Raw genomic sequence first — 15,899 nt, forward strand, 5'->3', positions numbered from 1 at the left:
ATTAAAAAGTGCTATAATAATAGTATATATAGAAGAAAAGAGGACAGGGATATGAAGAACAAAAGAATATTTAAAGACTTCCAAGCTTCAAAAATGAGTTTAAACATTTACACAAGCCCCTTGTTAGCCTTTGCTTTTGTCTTCATAGGAGAGTTTGTGGCTTATACTCTGTATGGTATTAGTTTGTTTGCTCTCATCGGACTTGCTAGAAATTTTGGAGAGGCTGGTCAAAATCTTGCAAGCTACTTGCAGACTTTGCATGCGAGCTTGACGGATAAATCAAGTGACTTTCATTTAATTTTAGAATTGCTGTCTTTTGGTTTTATTCTCAATACTGTGTTCAGATGGACTAAAAAAGTTGAGAAAAGACCTATTCGAACCTTGGGATTTTATAGAGAGAATTTTCTCAGCAATCTTCTGAAAGGATTTGGCATAGGTCTGACTCTTTTTCTCCTTACTTTGTTAGGTTTGGTAGCCTTGGGGCAATATCGTTTGGAGTCCATTCGCTTGAATCCTTATTCGCTTTTCTTTGTTGTCTTTTCTATCCCATTTTGGATTTTACAGGGGACAGCAGAAGAAGTGGTGTCCCGTGCTTGGCTCCTTCCTCAATTGGCCTCAAGAACCAATTTAAAACTTGCTGTTGTCATATCTAGCATATTTTTTACCCTGCTTCATATGGGGAATTCTGGTTTAACACCTCTATCTCTAGTGAATCTCTTCTTATTTGGAGTTGCCATGTCTCTTTACCTGCTCAAAACCGATACAGTTTGGGGTGTTGCAGGTATTCATGGCGCTTGGAATTTTGCTCAGGGCAATCTCTTTGGGATTTTAGTTAGTGGTCAACCATCAGGAACATCTCTGATGACCTTTTTACCACAAGGAAATCAAGCCTGGCTATCAGGTGGTTCTTTTGGGATAGAAGGTTCTATCATGACAAGTTTAGTCTTGTTACTTTTGATTTTCTATCTCGCTCATCAATTAAAGAAAGAAAATGAAAGGATGTGACTTCGGTCTGTCCTTTTCTTCGTGAAAATGCTACAAGTATGCTAAAATAGGAATAGCACACGGAGAGAGGATTCTTATGATCAATCGTATTACAGATAATCAATTTAAGCTAGTATCAAAATATCAACCATCAGGAGATCAACCCCAAGCTATCGAGCAATTGGTTGATAATATAGAGGGTGGCGAAAAAGCTCAGATTCTGATGGGGGCGACTGGAACAGGGAAGACCTATACCATGAGTCAGGTTATTTCCAAAGTCAATAAACCCACTCTGGTCATTGCCCACAATAAAACTCTGGCAGGACAGCTCTATGGGGAGTTTAAGGAATTTTTCCCTGAAAATGCTGTTGAGTATTTCGTATCCTACTATGACTATTACCAGCCAGAAGCCTATGTCCCTTCTAGCGATACCTATATTGAGAAGGATAGTTCTGTCAATGACGAGATTGACAAGCTTCGTCACTCAGCGACTTCGGCTCTTTTGGAGCGTAATGATGTCATTGTCGTTGCCTCTGTCTCTTGTATTTATGGTTTGGGTTCGCCCAAGGAATACGCTGATAGTGTCGTTAGTCTCCGTCCAGGTCTTGAAATTTCTCGTGATAAACTCTTAAATGACTTGGTGGATATCCAGTTTGAGCGAAATGATATTGATTTCCAACGGGGAAGATTTCGTGTGCGTGGGGATGTAGTGGAGATTTTCCCTGCTTCCCGTGATGAACATGCCTTTCGAGTGGAGTTTTTCGGAGACGAGATTGACCGTATCCGTGAGGTTGAGGCTCTGACAGGCCAGGTATTGGGAGAAGTGGATCATTTGGCGATTTTCCCAGCTACTCACTTTGTGACCAATGACGACCATATGGAAGTGGCTATTGCCAAGATTCAGGCAGAGTTGGAGGAGCAGTTAGCTGTCTTTGAGAAGGAAGGCAAATTACTTGAAGCTCAGCGTTTGAAGCAGCGGACAGAGTACGATATCGAAATGCTGCGCGAGATGGGCTATACAAATGGGGTTGAAAACTATTCACGCCATATGGATGGCCGTAGCGAAGGTGAGCCACCTTATACGCTTCTCGACTTCTTTCCAGATGATTTCTTGATTATGATTGACGAGAGTCACATGACTATGGGACAAATCAAAGGTATGTACAATGGTGACCGTTCGCGTAAGGAAATGCTGGTTAATTATGGTTTCCGTTTGCCATCAGCTTTGGACAATCGTCCTCTCCGTCGGGAGGAGTTTGAGAGTCACGTTCATCAGATTGTTTACGTTTCAGCGACACCTGGTGACTATGAAAATGAACAGACCGAGACAGTGATTGAGCAAATCATTCGTCCAACAGGACTCTTGGATCCAGAGGTAGAAGTCCGTCCGACTATGGGACAGATTGATGACCTTTTGGGTGAAATCAATGCCCGTGTTGAAAAGAATGAACGAACCTTTATCACCACTTTGACTAAGAAAATGGCAGAGGACTTGACCGACTACTTCAAGGAAATGGGTATCAAGGTCAAGTACATGCACTCGGATATCAAGACCTTGGAACGGACGGAGATTATCCGTGATCTGCGCTTGGGTGTCTTTGATGTCTTGGTCGGAATTAACCTGCTCCGTGAAGGGATTGACGTACCTGAAGTGAGTCTCGTAGCCATTCTAGATGCTGACAAGGAAGGCTTCCTCCGTAACGAACGTGGCTTAATCCAAACTATTGGACGTGCTGCCCGTAACAGCGAAGGACATGTCATCATGTATGCGGACACGATGACTCAGTCTATGCAACGTGCCATTGATGAAACTGCCCGCCGTCGGAAAATCCAGATGGCTTATAATGAAGAGCATGGTATCGTACCTCAAACCATCAAGAAAGAAATCCGTGATCTTATTGCTGTGACCAAGGCAGTTGCTAAGGAAGAGGACAAGGAAGTCGATATTAATAGCCTTAATAAACAAGAACGCAAAGACCTCGTCAAGAAACTAGAAAAACAAATGCAAGAAGCTGTCGAAGTGCTTGACTTTGAACTCGCAGCTCAGATTCGTGATATGATGCTGGAAGTCAAGGCGTTGGATTAGAATAGTATCTAAAGGAGAAAATATGTCCCGTTCCCAATTAACAATTTTAACAAACATTTGTCTGATTGAAGACCCCGAAACTCAGCGCGTGGTTATGCAGTATCGCTCTCCTGAAACAAATCGCTGGTCTGGTTATGCCTTTCCTGGAGGTCATGTTGAAAATGGTGAGGCTTTTGCGGAGTCTGTCATTCGTGAAATCTACGAAGAAACAGGATTGACTATCCAAAATCCTCAACTTGTCGGCATTAAAAATTGGCCACTAGATACAGGTGGGCGCTATATTGTCATTTGTTATAAGGCGACTGAGTTCTCTGGTAGCCTTCGCTCTTCAGATGAAGGAGAAGTTTCTTGGGTGCAAAAAGACCAGATTCCAAACTTGGATCTGGCCTATGATATGTTACCCTTGATGGAGATGATGGAAGCTCCTGACAAATCAGAGTTTTTCTACCCTCGCCGTACAGAAGATGATTGGGAGAAGAAAATCTTCTAGTCTTTTACTAAATAACCTAGCTGATCCAAGGCCTCCTCGATATAGCGGAGGTCTTGCTGTGTTTCAGCTTCGACTAGGTGGTAATGGATGCCATCTGTCAATTCAGACAGAGGTCTAAAATCTGAATGCTCGACTTGTTCTAGAAAATGTTGCACATCTCTGCGACAAGACAGTTTCAGCAAGGTTTCGATTTCTCCATAAACGGGATGGTCAATCAAGGTATTTTGAACACGTCCACCATTATCAACGATAGCAAGGAGTTCTTGACCGATTTCTTCAACTTCATGTTTCACTTTGAAAAGTTTGTGAACATAAGGGTTGGTTTCAATTTGCTTATAGACGTAGCCACGATTGGTGGATAGGATAGGAGCGCCATCGGCTCTTAAAATTGCAATGTCCTGTACAATGACCTGGCGTGTAACATGAAAATGTTCAGCTAAACTTTGGCCATTGAGGGCTTTAGGAGTTTCTTTCAAGAGTTGGAGCAGGGCTTGTTTGCGATCTTTTGTCATAGCTTTTCCTTTTAACGGCGTTTTCGAAGCACTTTATAGACAGCTAGTGCTAATGTATAGTCTACCATACTATGGATAATTGTGCCAAATCCAACTAGTATAAATAGAACATAAAACATATTTTCTACATTGGTACCCGAAGTTGCATAAAAAACGACACAGGCCAATACTTCAGCAAGGGCATGGACAAGCGCTAACACAAAGTTGAAAATCCAGGAAGCTTTTGGTTTATCTAGGGTATCGGGGAATTTTTGTAGGTAAAGAGCCCCCAAAGTTCCAAAAAAGATATGGGAAAAAGCTCGAAAAACAATAACCATGGGATAGCCAGCCATCAAGAATCCAAAACTAGAGGCTAGGATGACAAAAACTGCCATCAAGGGCGACAAGAACATAGCGATAAAAATAGCGATGTGGCTTCCTAAAGTATAGGAAGCAGGTGGAATGACAATCTTAAAAGGCATAACAATTGGAATCAAAATCGCAATAGCCGTTAAGAGGGCAGTCATTGTCATAAATTGTGTCTTTTTCCGTGTATTCATAAGAATCTCCTTTTTGACTGTATATACACTAGTATAGTATAACAAACAAGACAATAAAGCAAGGATTTACTTAAGTTTATAGGCCATTTTAAATTAAATATTGGTAAAGATTTCACTAAAAAAACTGTATAGAGCAACATCTCCACCTTCAAGCTTGAAAGTGGAGATGTTTTTATTTTTTCAAAGTCTGTAGTCTTGGAACAATAGCTAGAGTAAGAATTGCGGAAATGACTAATTCGGCAATCGAATTTGTTGAGATAACGGTTGCTAGGAGTTTTTGGATATTACCATCAAAGACATTTCCAAAAAGGTAGAAAATTCCACCAAGTACAAAGACTGTATTGGTAAGTGAACCAAGGGCACCAGCTAAAATAAGACCAGTTTTATTTTTCATCAGTTTATAAACTAGATACGGAGTCAAACCAATCAAAATACGTGGGACAATGGCAATGATAGCTGAGTAGATGTTTCCGTTTGGTACAAATGGGGAGAAGAGGTAGCTTGTCGGTAGAATTGTAATCGTGTTAACAGTTAAGCTAAGTAGCCCCATCAAAAATCCAAGTGTAACCCCAACGCGTGGACCGTAAATAATGCTGGCAATAATGACAGGAATATGAACAATGGTCGGTTTGATTGGAAATGGAAAAAGGTTAAAGATAAGTGAGCTCAGAAAGTGTATCACGAGCATGGTTGCAAAAAAGATAGCAATGGGTGCAATATTAGAGCGTTTTTTCATCGAGAGTTTCCTTTATTCTTTCTAAAATAATTGTGAGGTCAGCTAAAGCTCCTCGTCCATGGTCGCCACAAGCTAGTAGGGATTCCTTAGGAGCAATCAGCTGATAGTCATAGCTTTCTAATGTTTTCAGATTAGCCTGAGTTGCCGGATGATCATACATTTTCGTATTCATAGCTGGTGCGATGAGTTTTGGGATATGACTTGGCAAGGCTAGAGCCGTACTGGTCACCATGTTGTCGGCAAAGCCGTGAGCTAGTTTTGCAATAGTGTTAGCTGTTGCAGGGGCCACGATAAATAAATCTGCTTTTTTGCCAAGTTCAATATGATTAACTTGATCAGGATAGGGTTCCTTCATGACATCCAAGTGGACGGAATTCTGTGAGAGTACCTGTAGTGTCAAAGGTTGGATAAACTCTGTAGCAGTCTGAGTCATTAAGACAGTGACTTGATGGCCTTGTTTTTTTAGAGAACTGACTAAATCTGCCGACTTGTAAGAGGCGATAGACCCTGTTACAGCCAAGAGAATATGTGCCATAGCTTTCCTTTCTATGAATGATAGGCTTGAATTTTTTCAAGGAGGAGTTCTGCAATTTCTTCTTTAGTTTGGACTGTTTGAAGCTGATTTTTCTCAACAAAGATTGCACGATGCTGGTTTGCTGAGATTTGAGTCAGGTCATTTGCGATAATCAAGTCTGCTTGGTTCTTGATAAGACTTTTTCTGGCAATCTCGATGAGATAATCCTCAGAGACATCAACCAGCAGTTTGAAACCAATCAGATGAATAGCAGGATTCCATTCCTTGACTAGAGAGATGATTTTGGGTGTCTTTTTTAGGAACAAAACCTGAACCTCGTCAGCTGAAGAAATCTTAGCTTGATGATTTTGCTTGCTTAAAAATTCTTCCAAATTGGAACTAGATTGAACTTCCTCAAACCCTGTCATATAGACAGGAGTGTAATCGGACACCGCCATTGAGTGAATCAAGATCTGATAATCCTGAACACGTTCTTGCATTTCTAGTAGAAGGTCCTTGGTATTGTTAATTTCTCGAATATTTAGGTTGGGATGGGCTTCTGGCTTCAAAGCTCGTTTTGTAGTAATTAAACAAACTTCATGCCCTGCAGCAAGCAAAGTTTCTGTGATGATTTTGCCCAGGCGACCTGTAGAATGGTTAGTGATAGAGCGGACGCTATCGATAGCTTCACTGGTACCGCCCGATGTAACTAAAATTTTCATAGCACTATTGTACACAAAAATAAACGGTAAGTAAAATGAAAGTGATAAATTTTTGGTAAAAGGAAAGAATATAGTTTCAAACTATAAAGCCATATAAAATTTAAGAAAGGACTCTAAAAACCTTAAAAATAAGGGATATTTACGAACGTTTGGAGAGTTTAAGGATGTTAAAAATCTTGTTTTGTGTTATAATGAATTATCATATAAGAGGTTAGAGGAGTTTTGAATGAAAACAGATATTGAAATCGCACAGAGTATTGAGTTAAAACCAATCGTTGATGTTGTAGAGAAACTTGGTATTTCTTACGATGATTTGGAGTTGTATGGAAAGTACAAGGCTAAGCTCAGCTTTGATAAAATTCGTGCAGTTGAGAGCAATCCAGTTGGAAAATTGATTTTGGTTACTGCCATCAACCCAACACCTGCAGGTGAAGGAAAATCAACTATTACCATTGGTCTGGCGGATGCCTTGAACAAGATTGGCAAGAAAACCATGATTGCTATTCGTGAACCATCTCTTGGTCCAGTAATGGGGATTAAGGGTGGTGCGGCAGGTGGTGGTTATGCCCAAGTTCTGCCAATGGAAGACATCAACCTTCACTTTACTGGGGACATGCATGCCATTACGACTGCCAACAATGCGCTTTCTGCCTTGATTGACAACCACTTACACCAAGGAAATGAGTTGGGAATTGATCAACGTCGTATCCTCTGGAAACGTGTTGTGGACTTGAACGACCGTGCTCTTCGCCATGTAACAGTTGGGCTTGGTGGCCCTCTAAATGGTATTCCACGTGAGGATGGCTTTGACATTACAGTTGCTTCAGAGATCATGGCAATTCTTTGCTTGGCAACAGACATCGAGGACTTGAAACGCCGTTTGGCGAATATCGTTATTGGTTATCGCTATGATCGTACACCTGTTTCTGTAGGTGATTTGCAGATTGAAGGTGCTTTAGCTTTGATCTTGAAGGATGCGATTAAGCCGAACCTGGTTCAGACAATTTACGGAACACCTGCCTTTGTACACGGTGGTCCATTTGCCAATATTGCTCACGGATGTAACTCTGTCTTGGCAACGACAACAGCCCTTCACTTGGCTGATTACACAGTTACTGAAGCTGGTTTTGGTGCAGACCTTGGTGCCGAGAAATTCCTTGATATTAAGACACCAAATTTGCCAACATCTCCAGATGCAGTAGTTATTGTAGCAACCCTTCGTGCCCTTAAGATGAATGGTGGCGTGGCTAAAGACGCTTTGACAGAGGAAAATGTGGAGGCGGTGCGTGCCGGTTTTGCTAACTTGAAACGCCACGTTGTAAATATCCGTAAGTTCGGTATTCCAGCAGTCGTAGCTATTAACGAATTTGTATCTGATACAGAGGCTGAAATTGCAGCCTTGAAAGAACTTTGTGAGTCAATCGATGTACCAGTTGAATTGGCTAGTGTCTGGGCTGATGGTGCAGAAGGTGGAGTAGCACTTGCCGAAACAGTTGTCAAAACCATCGCTGAAACCCCAGCTAACTATAAACGTTTGTATGACAATGACCTTTCTGTTCAAGAAAAGATTGAAAAGATTGTTACTGAAATCTACCGTGGTAGTAAAGTGAACTTTGAAAAGAAAGCTCAAACACAAATCGCTCAAATCGTTCAAAATGGTTGGGACAAATTGCCAATCTGTATGGCTAAGACCCAGTATAGCTTCTCAGACAATCCAAATTCGCTTGGAGCACCAGAAAACTTTGAAATTACCATTCGTGAATTGGTACCAAAATTAGGTGCAGGCTTTATCGTTGCATTAACTGGCGATGTCATGACCATGCCAGGCCTACCAAAACGTCCAGCAGCTCTCAACATGGATGTTGAAAGCGATGGAACAGTATTAGGCTTGTTCTAGTATATTGTAATTGACTTTATACTCTTCGAAAATCAAATTCAAACCACGTCAGCTTTACCTTGCCGTACTCAAGTACAGCCTGCGGCTAGCTTCCTAGTTTGCACTTCGATTTTCATTGAGTAAAAAATGAGTTTGGAAATACTATCCAAGCTCATTTTTTATCTAAATATAAGAAGTTGCCTTCTACACGTAACCAGTCTAGGTAAAGATATTTTCCCTGAATTCTGATATAATAGAAATATTGACTTCAAGAGTAAGGGAGAGAAGATGAACGCATTATTAAATGGAATGAATGACCGTCAGGCTGAGGCGGTGCAAACGACAGAAGGTCCCTTGTTGATTATGGCGGGGGCTGGCTCTGGAAAGACCCGAGTTTTGACCCACCGCATTGCCTATCTGATTGATGAAAAGTTGGTCAATCCTTGGAATATCTTGGCCATTACCTTTACTAATAAGGCTGCGCGTGAGATGAAAGAGCGTGCTTATAACCTTAATCCAGCCACTCAGGACTGTCTGATTGCGACCTTCCACTCCATGTGTGTGCGTATTTTGCGTCGCGATGCGGACCATATTGGCTACAATCGTAATTTTACAATTGTGGATCCTGGCGAACAGCGAACTCTCATGAAACGCATTCTCAAGCAGTTGAACTTGGATCCAAAAAAATGGAATGAACGCTCGATTTTAGGGACTATTTCGAACGCCAAAAATGATCTGATTGATGATGTGGCTTATGCTGCCCAAGCTGGAGATATGTACACGCAAATCGTGGCCCAGTGTTATACAGCCTATCAGAAAGAACTGCGTCAGTCGGAGTCGGTTGACTTTGATGATTTGATTATGCTGACCCTGCGTCTCTTTGATCAAAATCCTGATGTTTTGACTTACTATCAACAGAAATTCCAATACATCCACGTTGATGAGTACCAAGATACCAACCATGCCCAGTACCAATTAGTCAAACTCTTGGCTTCCCGTTTTAAAAATATCTGTGTGGTTGGGGACGCAGACCAGTCTATCTACGGTTGGCGAGGTGCTGATATGCAGAATATCTTGGACTTCGAGAAAGACTATCCCCAAGCCAAGGTTGTTTTGTTGGAGGAGAATTACCGTTCAACCAAAACTATTCTCCAAGCTGCCAACGAGGTCATTAAAAACAATAAAAACCGCCGTCCTAAGAATCTCTGGACTCAAAATGCTGATGGGGAGCAAATCGTTTACTATCGTGCCAATGATGAGCTAGATGAGGCTGTTTTTGTAGCCAAAACCATCGATGAACTGGGTCGCAGTCAAAACTTCCTTCACAAGGATTTTGCAGTTCTCTATCGTACAAACGCTCAATCTCGTACCATTGAAGAAGCCCTGCTCAAGTCAAACATTCCTTATACCATGGTTGGAGGAACCAAGTTCTATAGCCGTAAGGAAATTCGTGATATTATCGCTTATCTCAACCTCATTACCAATTTGAGTGACAATATTAGTTTTGAGCGTATTATCAACGAACCGAAACGAGGAATTGGCCCAGGTACTGTTGAGAAAATTCGTGACTTTGCTAATATGCAAAACATGTCTATGCTAGATGCTTCAGCCAATATCATGTTATCTGGTATCAAGGGTAAAGTAGCCCAGTCCATCTGGGATTTTGCTAATATGATTCTAGATTTACGAGAGCAGCTAGATCAATTAAATATTACAGAGTTGGTTGAGGCCGTCCTAGAAAAAACTGGTTACGTCGATATTCTAAATGCTCAAGCGACTTTAGAAAGCAAGGCTAGGGTTGAAAATATTGAAGAGTTCCTTTCTGTGACGAAAAACTTTGATGACACCTCTGATGGGCCAGAAGAGGAAACTGGTCTGGACAAACTGAGTCGTTTCTTAAATGATTTAGCCTTGATTGCGGATACAGATTCAGGTAGTCAGGAGACATCAGAAGTGACCCTGATGACCCTGCATGCTGCCAAAGGTCTCGAGTTTCCAGTTGTCTTTTTGATTGGGATGGAAGAAAATGTCTTTCCGCTTAGCCGTGCAGCTGAAGATCAAGATGAATTGGAAGAAGAACGCCGTCTGGCCTATGTAGGAATTACGCGTGCAGAGAAAATTCTCTATCTGACAAATGCCAACTCACGCCTGCTTTTTGGTCGCACCAACTACAACCGTCCAACTCGTTTTATTAACGAAATCAGCTCAGACTTACTTGAGTATCAAGGTCTGGCTCGTCCAGCAAATACAAGCTTTAAAGCATCTTATAGCAGTGGTGATCTTGCCTTTGGTCAAGGTATGAGTTTGGCGCAGGCCCTTCAAGACCGTAAACGCAGTGCTGCTCCAAAAACTATCCAGTCAAGCGGCCTTCCATTTGGTCAATTTACAGCTGGCGCAAAATCTGCGTCTAGCGAGGCAAATTGGTCCATTGGTGATATTGCCCTTCACAAGAAATGGGGAGAGGGTACTGTTCTGGAAGTTTCAGGTAGCGGTGCTACGCAGGAATTAAAAATCAATTTCCCAGAAGTTGGTTTGAAAAAACTTTTGGCCAGTGTGGCTCCAATTGAGAAAAAAATCTAATTTTCCATCCTTCTCACGAATAATAAAGTGAGGAGGATTTTTATGTATAGTATTTCATTCCAAGAAGATTCATTATTGCCAAGAGAAAGACTGGCCAAGGAAGGAGTTGAAGCGCTGAGTAATCAAGAGTTGCTAGCTATTTTACTTAGGACAGGAACACGTCAAGCTAGTGTTTTTGAAATTGCTCAGAAAGTTTTGAACAACCTTTCAAGCCTAACAGATTTGAAAAAAATGACCCTGCAGGAATTGCAGAGTCTGTCTGGTATCGGCCGTGTTAAGGCAATAGAATTACAAGCTATGATCGAACTGGGCCATCGTATTCATAAGCATGAGACTCTTGAGATGGAAAGTATTCTCAGCAGTCAAAAGTTGGCCAAGAAGATGCAGCAGGAGTTGGGACATAAAAAACAAGAGCACCTGGTGGCGCTCTATCTCAATACTCAAAATCAAATCATCCATCAACAGACCATTTTTATCGGCTCAGCTACCCGCAGTATTGCTGAACCACGTGAGATTCTTCACTATGCCATCAAGCATATGGCGACCTCTCTCATCTTGGTTCACAATCATCCTTCAGGAGCGGTAGCGCCTAGCCGAAATGATGATCATGTGACTAAACTTGTAAAAGAAGCCTGCGAACTGATGGGGATTGTTCTCTTGGACCATTTGATTGTCTCTCATTCTAATTACTTTAGTTATCGTGAAAAGACGGATTTAATCTAAAGTTCATTAACGACATAGTCAAAGAGGTTTTTATCTTTGGGACGATTTTCAAATAGAAATTCTGGGTGCCATTGGACACCGAGAAAGGCGAAATCATCCGTACTCATGACAGCTTCAATGATACCATCTTTAGGGTCATGAGCCACAATCTTTAAATTTGGTGCTAAATCCTTGATGCTCTGATGGTGGAAGGAGTTGATATGGGAAATTTCTCCATAGATTTCTCGAAGAACAGTATCAGGTTCTGTTACCAAGCGTTGAGTTGTGTACTCGGCGGAACAATCCTGCCAATGGTCTTCGATATCTTGGTACAGAGTTCCCCCCATGGCAACGTTAAATAGTTGAGTTCCACGGCAGACAGAAAAAATTGGCTTTTTCTGTTTAATAGCTTCCTTGATGAGGGCCAGTTCAAAGATATCCCTTTGAAGGTGATAGTCATCGCTATCGATGGTTTTTGGTTCACCATAGAATTTTGGATCAACATTTTGTCCACCTGTCAAGATGAGCTTGTCAATCATACTGATATAGTGGCAGGCCATTTCTTGATCACCAATCGGTAGGATGATGGGAATCCCTCCAGCGTCTTTAACGCCTTCAACAAAGCCTTTTGCTGCGTAGCTCATCATGATATCATCATCTGGATGAGTTTTTTCGTTTCCTGTAATCCCAATAACTGGTTTTTTCATAAAATGATTTTCGCTTTCTAATCCTCTTTTCTCATGAAGTAGAGGAGGGTTTGGAGTTCACTTGTCAAATCGACATACTGAACGACCACGTCTTTTGGTAAATGCAGATGGACTGGTGAAAAACTGAGAATTCCTTTCACGCCAGCATCCACCAAGAGATTAGCGACCTCTTGTGACTTGACGCTGGGAACGGTCAGGATAGCAGTCTTGACATCAGCATCCTTGATTTTATCCTTGATTTGAGAAATTCCGTAAATGGGAATCCCGTCAGGAGTTTGGGTACCGACTTCAGGATGGTCATCTAGGTCAAAGGCCATGATAATCTTCATCTTGTTGCGCTCATGGAAGCGATAGTGGAGAAGGGCATGGCCCATATTTCCAATACCTACTAGCATGACATTGGTAATAGAGTTATCATTGAGCAAATCGGCAAAAAATGTCATCAGTTTTTTGACATCATAGCCAAAACCACGGCGACCTAGTTCACCAAAATAGGAAAAATCACGACGTACGGTCGCGGAATCAATCCCAATGGCCTCTGCAATTTGCTTAGAGTTGGCACGTTCAATCTTTTCTGCATGAAATCTCTTAAAAATTCGATAGTAGAGAGAGAGTCTTTTCGCTGTAGCTTTTGGAATAGCAGACTGTTTATCTTTCACAAAATCACAACCTTTCTATTCTTCTATTTTATAGAAACATTGTGAAAAAATCAACAAAAACAAGAAAAAACTAAGAAAAATCTTAGTTTTGATGTAAAAAATCTGCATGTGATAGAAAACGGTAGAGGTCTCCGACCAGTCCTTGGTAAACTTCCTGGCCCTTAAAGGTTAAAGAAGTCACATAAAGTGTATCTGGCAGAGTCATACATCCTGATAGAGCCAGCATGAGAGCCTCGTAATCCTCATACTTGAGAGTGCGCTCTACATGATAGCTGTCCTTATAGGTCAGTTCAAACATTTTGGCTCTATCTTTCCGATTTTGTAAAGACACCACGTTCTACCAAGCTATCCATGAGGAAGTAGAATTTTTCCTGATGAATGTGGTGGTCTTCTGATTTGAAAATATCAACTAGACGTAGCCCAAACTTGTCAGTGATATTGATTTTAGCACCTGTAAGTTCCTTGTTAATGATGATTTTGAGTTGGAATCCCTCACCGCTGTTCGGAACTTTTTCCAAAAGGCGAGTCAATTCATAGTTACCAACCTTAGTCTCAAAAAAGGTGTTGTCCTTAAGGGTGAATTTTTTAACAGAAGGGCTAAGAGTGTAGTCGTAACGACAATTTTTTAACTGAATGGTTTTTTCAAATGCCATATGGCTAACCTCCGATAATTTCTTTTAAGGTTTTTGCGAGGGTATGTAGGTCTTCAACAGTATTTTCTGGCGACAAACTGATGCGAACGGATTCCTTCAAGCGTTCTGAATTTGCCCCGTACATGGCTTCAAGAACATGGCTGGATTGTACAATGCCCGCAGTGCAGGCTGAGCCAGTAGAGATTGAAATTCCAGCCAAATCTAGACGAAGGAGTAAGAGGTCATTTTTCTGACCAGGAAATCCAATATTGAGAACATAAGGAAGCTGATGTTCTCCTCTATTCAAGTAATATTGAATGTCCTCTAGCTCCGCAAGAAAAGTAGTTTCTAGATTTTGTATATGTTGAAAATGTTCTTTTTGTTTTTCTAGGTCTTCTTTTAGGGCTGCAACCATGCCTACGATGGCAGCTAAATTTTCAGTTCCTGCACGTTTTTTCTGTTCTTGGTCCCCGCCATGGAGATAGGAATCAAAGTCCATGCTAGATGCGTAGAGAAAGCCGATTCCCTTAGGACCATGGAACTTGTGGGCCGAAGCAGTGAGAAAATCAATGCCCAATTCTTCGGGATGAATTGGTATTTTACCAATAGCCTGAACTGCATCGACATGATAGACGGCTGGGTGTTGCTTGAGTATTTGGCCAATTTCAGCAATGGGTAGTAGGTTTCCTGTCTCATTATTGGCAAACATGGTTGAAACCAAAATCGTATCGTCACGTAAAGCTTTTTGAATTTGTTGGGCTGTGATTTCTTGATTTTCTGGCTGGATAATGGTTGCTTCAAACCCAAAGTGTTGAACCAAGTAATCAATCGTTTCAAGGACAGCATGGTGCTCAATGGCAGTTGTGATGATATGTTTTCCTTGTTCTTGATGACGAAGGCAGTAGCCAATGATGGCAGTATTGTTTCCTTCAGTCCCACCAGAAGTGAAAAAGATATGTTGAGGTTTTGTCCCCAGTAACTGGGCTAGTTCCTGACGGGCTTCTCTCAAGAGTTTTCCAGCTTGACGACCATGACCATGAATACTAGAAGGATTGCCATGGGTTTCTTGCATAACCTTGGTCATAGCTGAAATAGCAACTGTTGACATGGGAGTCGTTGCAGCATTGTCCAAATAAATCAAAGAATCACCTTATTTCTTTTTGTTGTAGGCAAAGAGTGGGCTGACTGGTTTTCTTTCGTGGATACGGACGATGGCATCACCAATTAACTCACTAGCAGTGATGTAGCATACGTTTTTAGGAGTTTTTTCTTTTGTTGCTACTGAATCAGTCACAAGAATTTCTTTAATATTAGTATTGTCGAGAAGTTCAGCAGCTCCCTCAACGAAGAGACCGTGGCTAGAAACAGCATAAATTTCTGTAGCCCCTTCACGTTCAACGATTTTAGCAGCTTCAGAGAAGGTGCGTCCTGTATTAAGAATATCATCAATCAAGATGGCTTTCTTACCTTCAACATCACCAATAATATAACCTTCGTTACGAGTTGCATCGTCCTGAGGGTAATCGATAATGGCGATAGGAGCATCAAGATACTCAGCCAAGCTACGAGCACGTTTGACACCTGAATTTTTAGGGCTAACGACAACAACATCTGAACCAAGTAGGCCCTTATCGCAGTAATGTTTTGCAAATAGGGGAACTGTGAAAAGGTTATCGACAGGGATGTCAAAGAAACCTTGAACCTGAACGGCATGCAAATCAAGTGTAAGGATACGATCAACACCAGCCTTAACTAGCATATTGGCAACTAGTTTTGCTGTAAGTGGCTCACGAGGTGAAGCAATACGGTCTTGACGTGCATAACCAAAATATGGAAGGACAACGTTGATACTGTGCGCACTTGCACGAACACAAGCATCAACCATGATTAACAATTCCATTAGGTGGTTGTTAACAGGGAAACTTGTTGATTGGATGATGTAAACATCATAACCACGGACACTTTCTTCGATATTTACTTGGATTTCTCCATCTGAAAATTGACGTGATGATAGTTTTCCAAGTGGGACACCAACAGCTTGAGCAATTTTCTGTGCAATCTCTTGGTTAGAGTTGAGTGCGAAAAGTTTCATGTTTTTTCTATCTGACATTATAGACCGTCCTCTGTAAACTTTTTAAATCCTAGCCCTATCTGCCTAGC

General features: G+C 41.4%; 17 protein-coding genes. 6 read left to right on the forward strand and 11 right to left on the reverse strand.

The window, feature by feature from the left end; genetic code table 11:
• The first annotated feature begins 51 nt into the window (after window positions 1-51).
• The 3 genes from QM408_RS04475 (at window position 52) to QM408_RS04485 (ending at window position 3,560) form a co-directional block, all read left to right on the forward strand.
• Window positions 52-1,005: a CPBP family intramembrane glutamic endopeptidase gene (locus tag QM408_RS04475; protein ID WP_084927315.1), complete on the forward strand. Its 954-nt coding sequence runs from the start codon at window positions 52-54 to the stop codon at window positions 1,003-1,005.
• Window positions 1,006-1,081: 76 nt separating this feature from the next.
• Window positions 1,082-3,070 (forward strand): excinuclease ABC subunit UvrB, encoded by a 1,989-nt coding sequence (gene uvrB / locus QM408_RS04480; protein ID WP_023946885.1) that lies wholly within the window; start codon window positions 1,082-1,084, stop codon window positions 3,068-3,070.
• A 22-nt stretch (window positions 3,071-3,092) separates the two neighbouring features.
• Window positions 3,093-3,560, forward strand: a complete 468-nt coding sequence (locus tag QM408_RS04485; RefSeq protein WP_000091556.1) for an 8-oxo-dGTP diphosphatase — start codon at window positions 3,093-3,095, stop codon at window positions 3,558-3,560.
• Here the strand turns inward: QM408_RS04485 and QM408_RS04490 are convergent.
• The 5 genes from QM408_RS04490 to coaB all read right to left on the reverse strand — a co-directional run bounded on the left by QM408_RS04490 (window position 3,557) and on the right by coaB (window position 6,583).
• Entirely contained in the window at window positions 3,557-4,072 is a 516-nt protein-coding gene (locus tag QM408_RS04490) for a transcription repressor NadR (RefSeq protein ID WP_020902811.1), read from the reverse strand. The two genes, QM408_RS04485 and QM408_RS04490, sit on opposite strands and share 4 nt — an antisense overlap.
• A gap of 11 nt (window positions 4,073-4,083) precedes the next feature.
• A complete protein-coding gene (locus QM408_RS04495; RefSeq protein WP_020902812.1) occupies window positions 4,084-4,611 on the reverse strand; it encodes an ECF transporter S component in 528 nt (175 codons plus the stop codon).
• Between the two features lie 172 nt (window positions 4,612-4,783).
• A complete protein-coding gene (locus QM408_RS04500; RefSeq protein WP_004254189.1) occupies window positions 4,784-5,347 on the reverse strand; it encodes an ECF transporter S component in 564 nt (187 codons plus the stop codon).
• Entirely contained in the window at window positions 5,331-5,882 is a 552-nt protein-coding gene (gene coaC / locus QM408_RS04505) for a phosphopantothenoylcysteine decarboxylase (RefSeq protein WP_414373764.1), read from the reverse strand. The genes QM408_RS04500 and coaC overlap by 17 nt, the downstream gene beginning before the upstream one ends.
• A gap of 11 nt (window positions 5,883-5,893) precedes the next feature.
• Window positions 5,894-6,583 carry a phosphopantothenate--cysteine ligase gene (coaB, locus tag QM408_RS04510; protein WP_042751244.1) on the reverse strand — a complete coding sequence of 230 codons (690 nt, stop codon included), beginning with the start codon at window positions 6,581-6,583 and terminating at the stop codon, window positions 5,894-5,896.
• Between the two features lie 226 nt (window positions 6,584-6,809).
• Here coaB and QM408_RS04515 point away from each other — a divergent pair, with 226 nt between their 5' ends.
• From QM408_RS04515 to radC, 3 genes are all read left to right on the forward strand, one after another.
• Window positions 6,810-8,480, forward strand: a complete 1,671-nt coding sequence (locus tag QM408_RS04515) for a formate--tetrahydrofolate ligase (RefSeq protein WP_042751243.1) — start codon at window positions 6,810-6,812, stop codon at window positions 8,478-8,480.
• Between the two features lie 267 nt (window positions 8,481-8,747).
• The gene (gene pcrA, locus QM408_RS04520) at window positions 8,748-11,039 is read left to right on the forward strand and encodes a DNA helicase PcrA (RefSeq protein WP_042751242.1); all 2,292 of its coding nucleotides are present in this window, start codon (window positions 8,748-8,750) and stop codon (window positions 11,037-11,039) included.
• 42 nt (window positions 11,040-11,081) lie between these two features.
• The gene (gene radC, locus QM408_RS04525; RefSeq protein WP_042751241.1) at window positions 11,082-11,762 is read left to right on the forward strand and encodes a RadC family protein; all 681 of its coding nucleotides are present in this window, start codon (window positions 11,082-11,084) and stop codon (window positions 11,760-11,762) included.
• Here the strand turns inward: radC and QM408_RS04530 are convergent.
• The 6 genes from QM408_RS04530 to QM408_RS04555 all read right to left on the reverse strand — a co-directional run bounded on the left by QM408_RS04530 (window position 11,759) and on the right by QM408_RS04555 (window position 15,849).
• On the reverse strand, window positions 11,759-12,448 hold the full coding sequence (locus QM408_RS04530) for a gamma-glutamyl-gamma-aminobutyrate hydrolase family protein (protein WP_042751240.1): 690 nt from the start codon (window positions 12,446-12,448) through the stop codon (window positions 11,759-11,761). The two genes, radC and QM408_RS04530, sit on opposite strands and share 4 nt — an antisense overlap.
• Before the next feature lie 17 nt (window positions 12,449-12,465).
• Window positions 12,466-13,107 (reverse strand): redox-sensing transcriptional repressor Rex, encoded by a 642-nt coding sequence (locus QM408_RS04535; protein WP_000653417.1) that lies wholly within the window; start codon window positions 13,105-13,107, stop codon window positions 12,466-12,468.
• Between the two features lie 82 nt (window positions 13,108-13,189).
• Window positions 13,190-13,405 (reverse strand): DUF4649 family protein, encoded by a 216-nt coding sequence (locus QM408_RS04540; protein WP_261150635.1) that lies wholly within the window; start codon window positions 13,403-13,405, stop codon window positions 13,190-13,192.
• A gap of 7 nt (window positions 13,406-13,412) precedes the next feature.
• Window positions 13,413-13,760: a DUF1831 domain-containing protein gene (locus tag QM408_RS04545; RefSeq protein ID WP_000863540.1), complete on the reverse strand. Its 348-nt coding sequence runs from the start codon at window positions 13,758-13,760 to the stop codon at window positions 13,413-13,415.
• 4 nt (window positions 13,761-13,764) lie between these two features.
• Window positions 13,765-14,880: a cysteine desulfurase family protein gene (locus QM408_RS04550; RefSeq protein WP_261146657.1), complete on the reverse strand. Its 1,116-nt coding sequence runs from the start codon at window positions 14,878-14,880 to the stop codon at window positions 13,765-13,767.
• A gap of 9 nt (window positions 14,881-14,889) precedes the next feature.
• Complete coding sequence (locus QM408_RS04555) at window positions 14,890-15,849, reverse strand: ribose-phosphate diphosphokinase (RefSeq protein WP_001283818.1); 960 nt, start codon at window positions 15,847-15,849, stop codon at window positions 14,890-14,892.
• Between the last annotated feature and the right edge of the window lie 50 nt (window positions 15,850-15,899).

Origin of the sequence: Streptococcus mitis (assembly GCF_047464965.1) — a bacterium.
Lineage (GTDB): Bacteria > Bacillota > Bacilli > Lactobacillales > Streptococcaceae > Streptococcus > Streptococcus mitis_DU.

Coding starts and splice junctions, on each gene's coding strand:
- QM408_RS04475 (WP_084927315.1), top strand. CDS start 52: ATGAAGAACAAAAGAATATTTAAAGACTTCCAAGCTTCAAAAATGAGT.
- uvrB (WP_023946885.1), top strand. CDS start 1,082: ATGATCAATCGTATTACAGATAATCAATTTAAGCTAGTATCAAAATAT.
- QM408_RS04485 (WP_000091556.1), top strand. CDS start 3,093: ATGTCCCGTTCCCAATTAACAATTTTAACAAACATTTGTCTGATTGAA.
- QM408_RS04490 (WP_020902811.1), bottom strand. CDS start 4,072: ATGACAAAAGATCGCAAACAAGCCCTGCTCCAACTCTTGAAAGAAACT.
- QM408_RS04495 (WP_020902812.1), bottom strand. CDS start 4,611: ATGAATACACGGAAAAAGACACAATTTATGACAATGACTGCCCTCTTA.
- QM408_RS04500 (WP_004254189.1), bottom strand. CDS start 5,347: ATGAAAAAACGCTCTAATATTGCACCCATTGCTATCTTTTTTGCAACC.
- coaC (WP_414373764.1), bottom strand. CDS start 5,882: ATGGCACATATTCTCTTGGCTGTAACAGGGTCTATCGCCTCTTACAAG.
- coaB (WP_042751244.1), bottom strand. CDS start 6,583: ATGAAAATTTTAGTTACATCGGGCGGTACCAGTGAAGCTATCGATAGC.
- QM408_RS04515 (WP_042751243.1), top strand. CDS start 6,810: ATGAAAACAGATATTGAAATCGCACAGAGTATTGAGTTAAAACCAATC.
- pcrA (WP_042751242.1), top strand. CDS start 8,748: ATGAACGCATTATTAAATGGAATGAATGACCGTCAGGCTGAGGCGGTG.
- radC (WP_042751241.1), top strand. CDS start 11,082: ATGTATAGTATTTCATTCCAAGAAGATTCATTATTGCCAAGAGAAAGA.
- QM408_RS04530 (WP_042751240.1), bottom strand. CDS start 12,448: ATGAAAAAACCAGTTATTGGGATTACAGGAAACGAAAAAACTCATCCA.
- QM408_RS04540 (WP_261150635.1), bottom strand. CDS start 13,405: ATGTTTGAACTGACCTATAAGGACAGCTATCATGTAGAGCGCACTCTC.
- QM408_RS04545 (WP_000863540.1), bottom strand. CDS start 13,760: ATGGCATTTGAAAAAACCATTCAGTTAAAAAATTGTCGTTACGACTAC.
- QM408_RS04555 (WP_001283818.1), bottom strand. CDS start 15,849: ATGTCAGATAGAAAAAACATGAAACTTTTCGCACTCAACTCTAACCAA.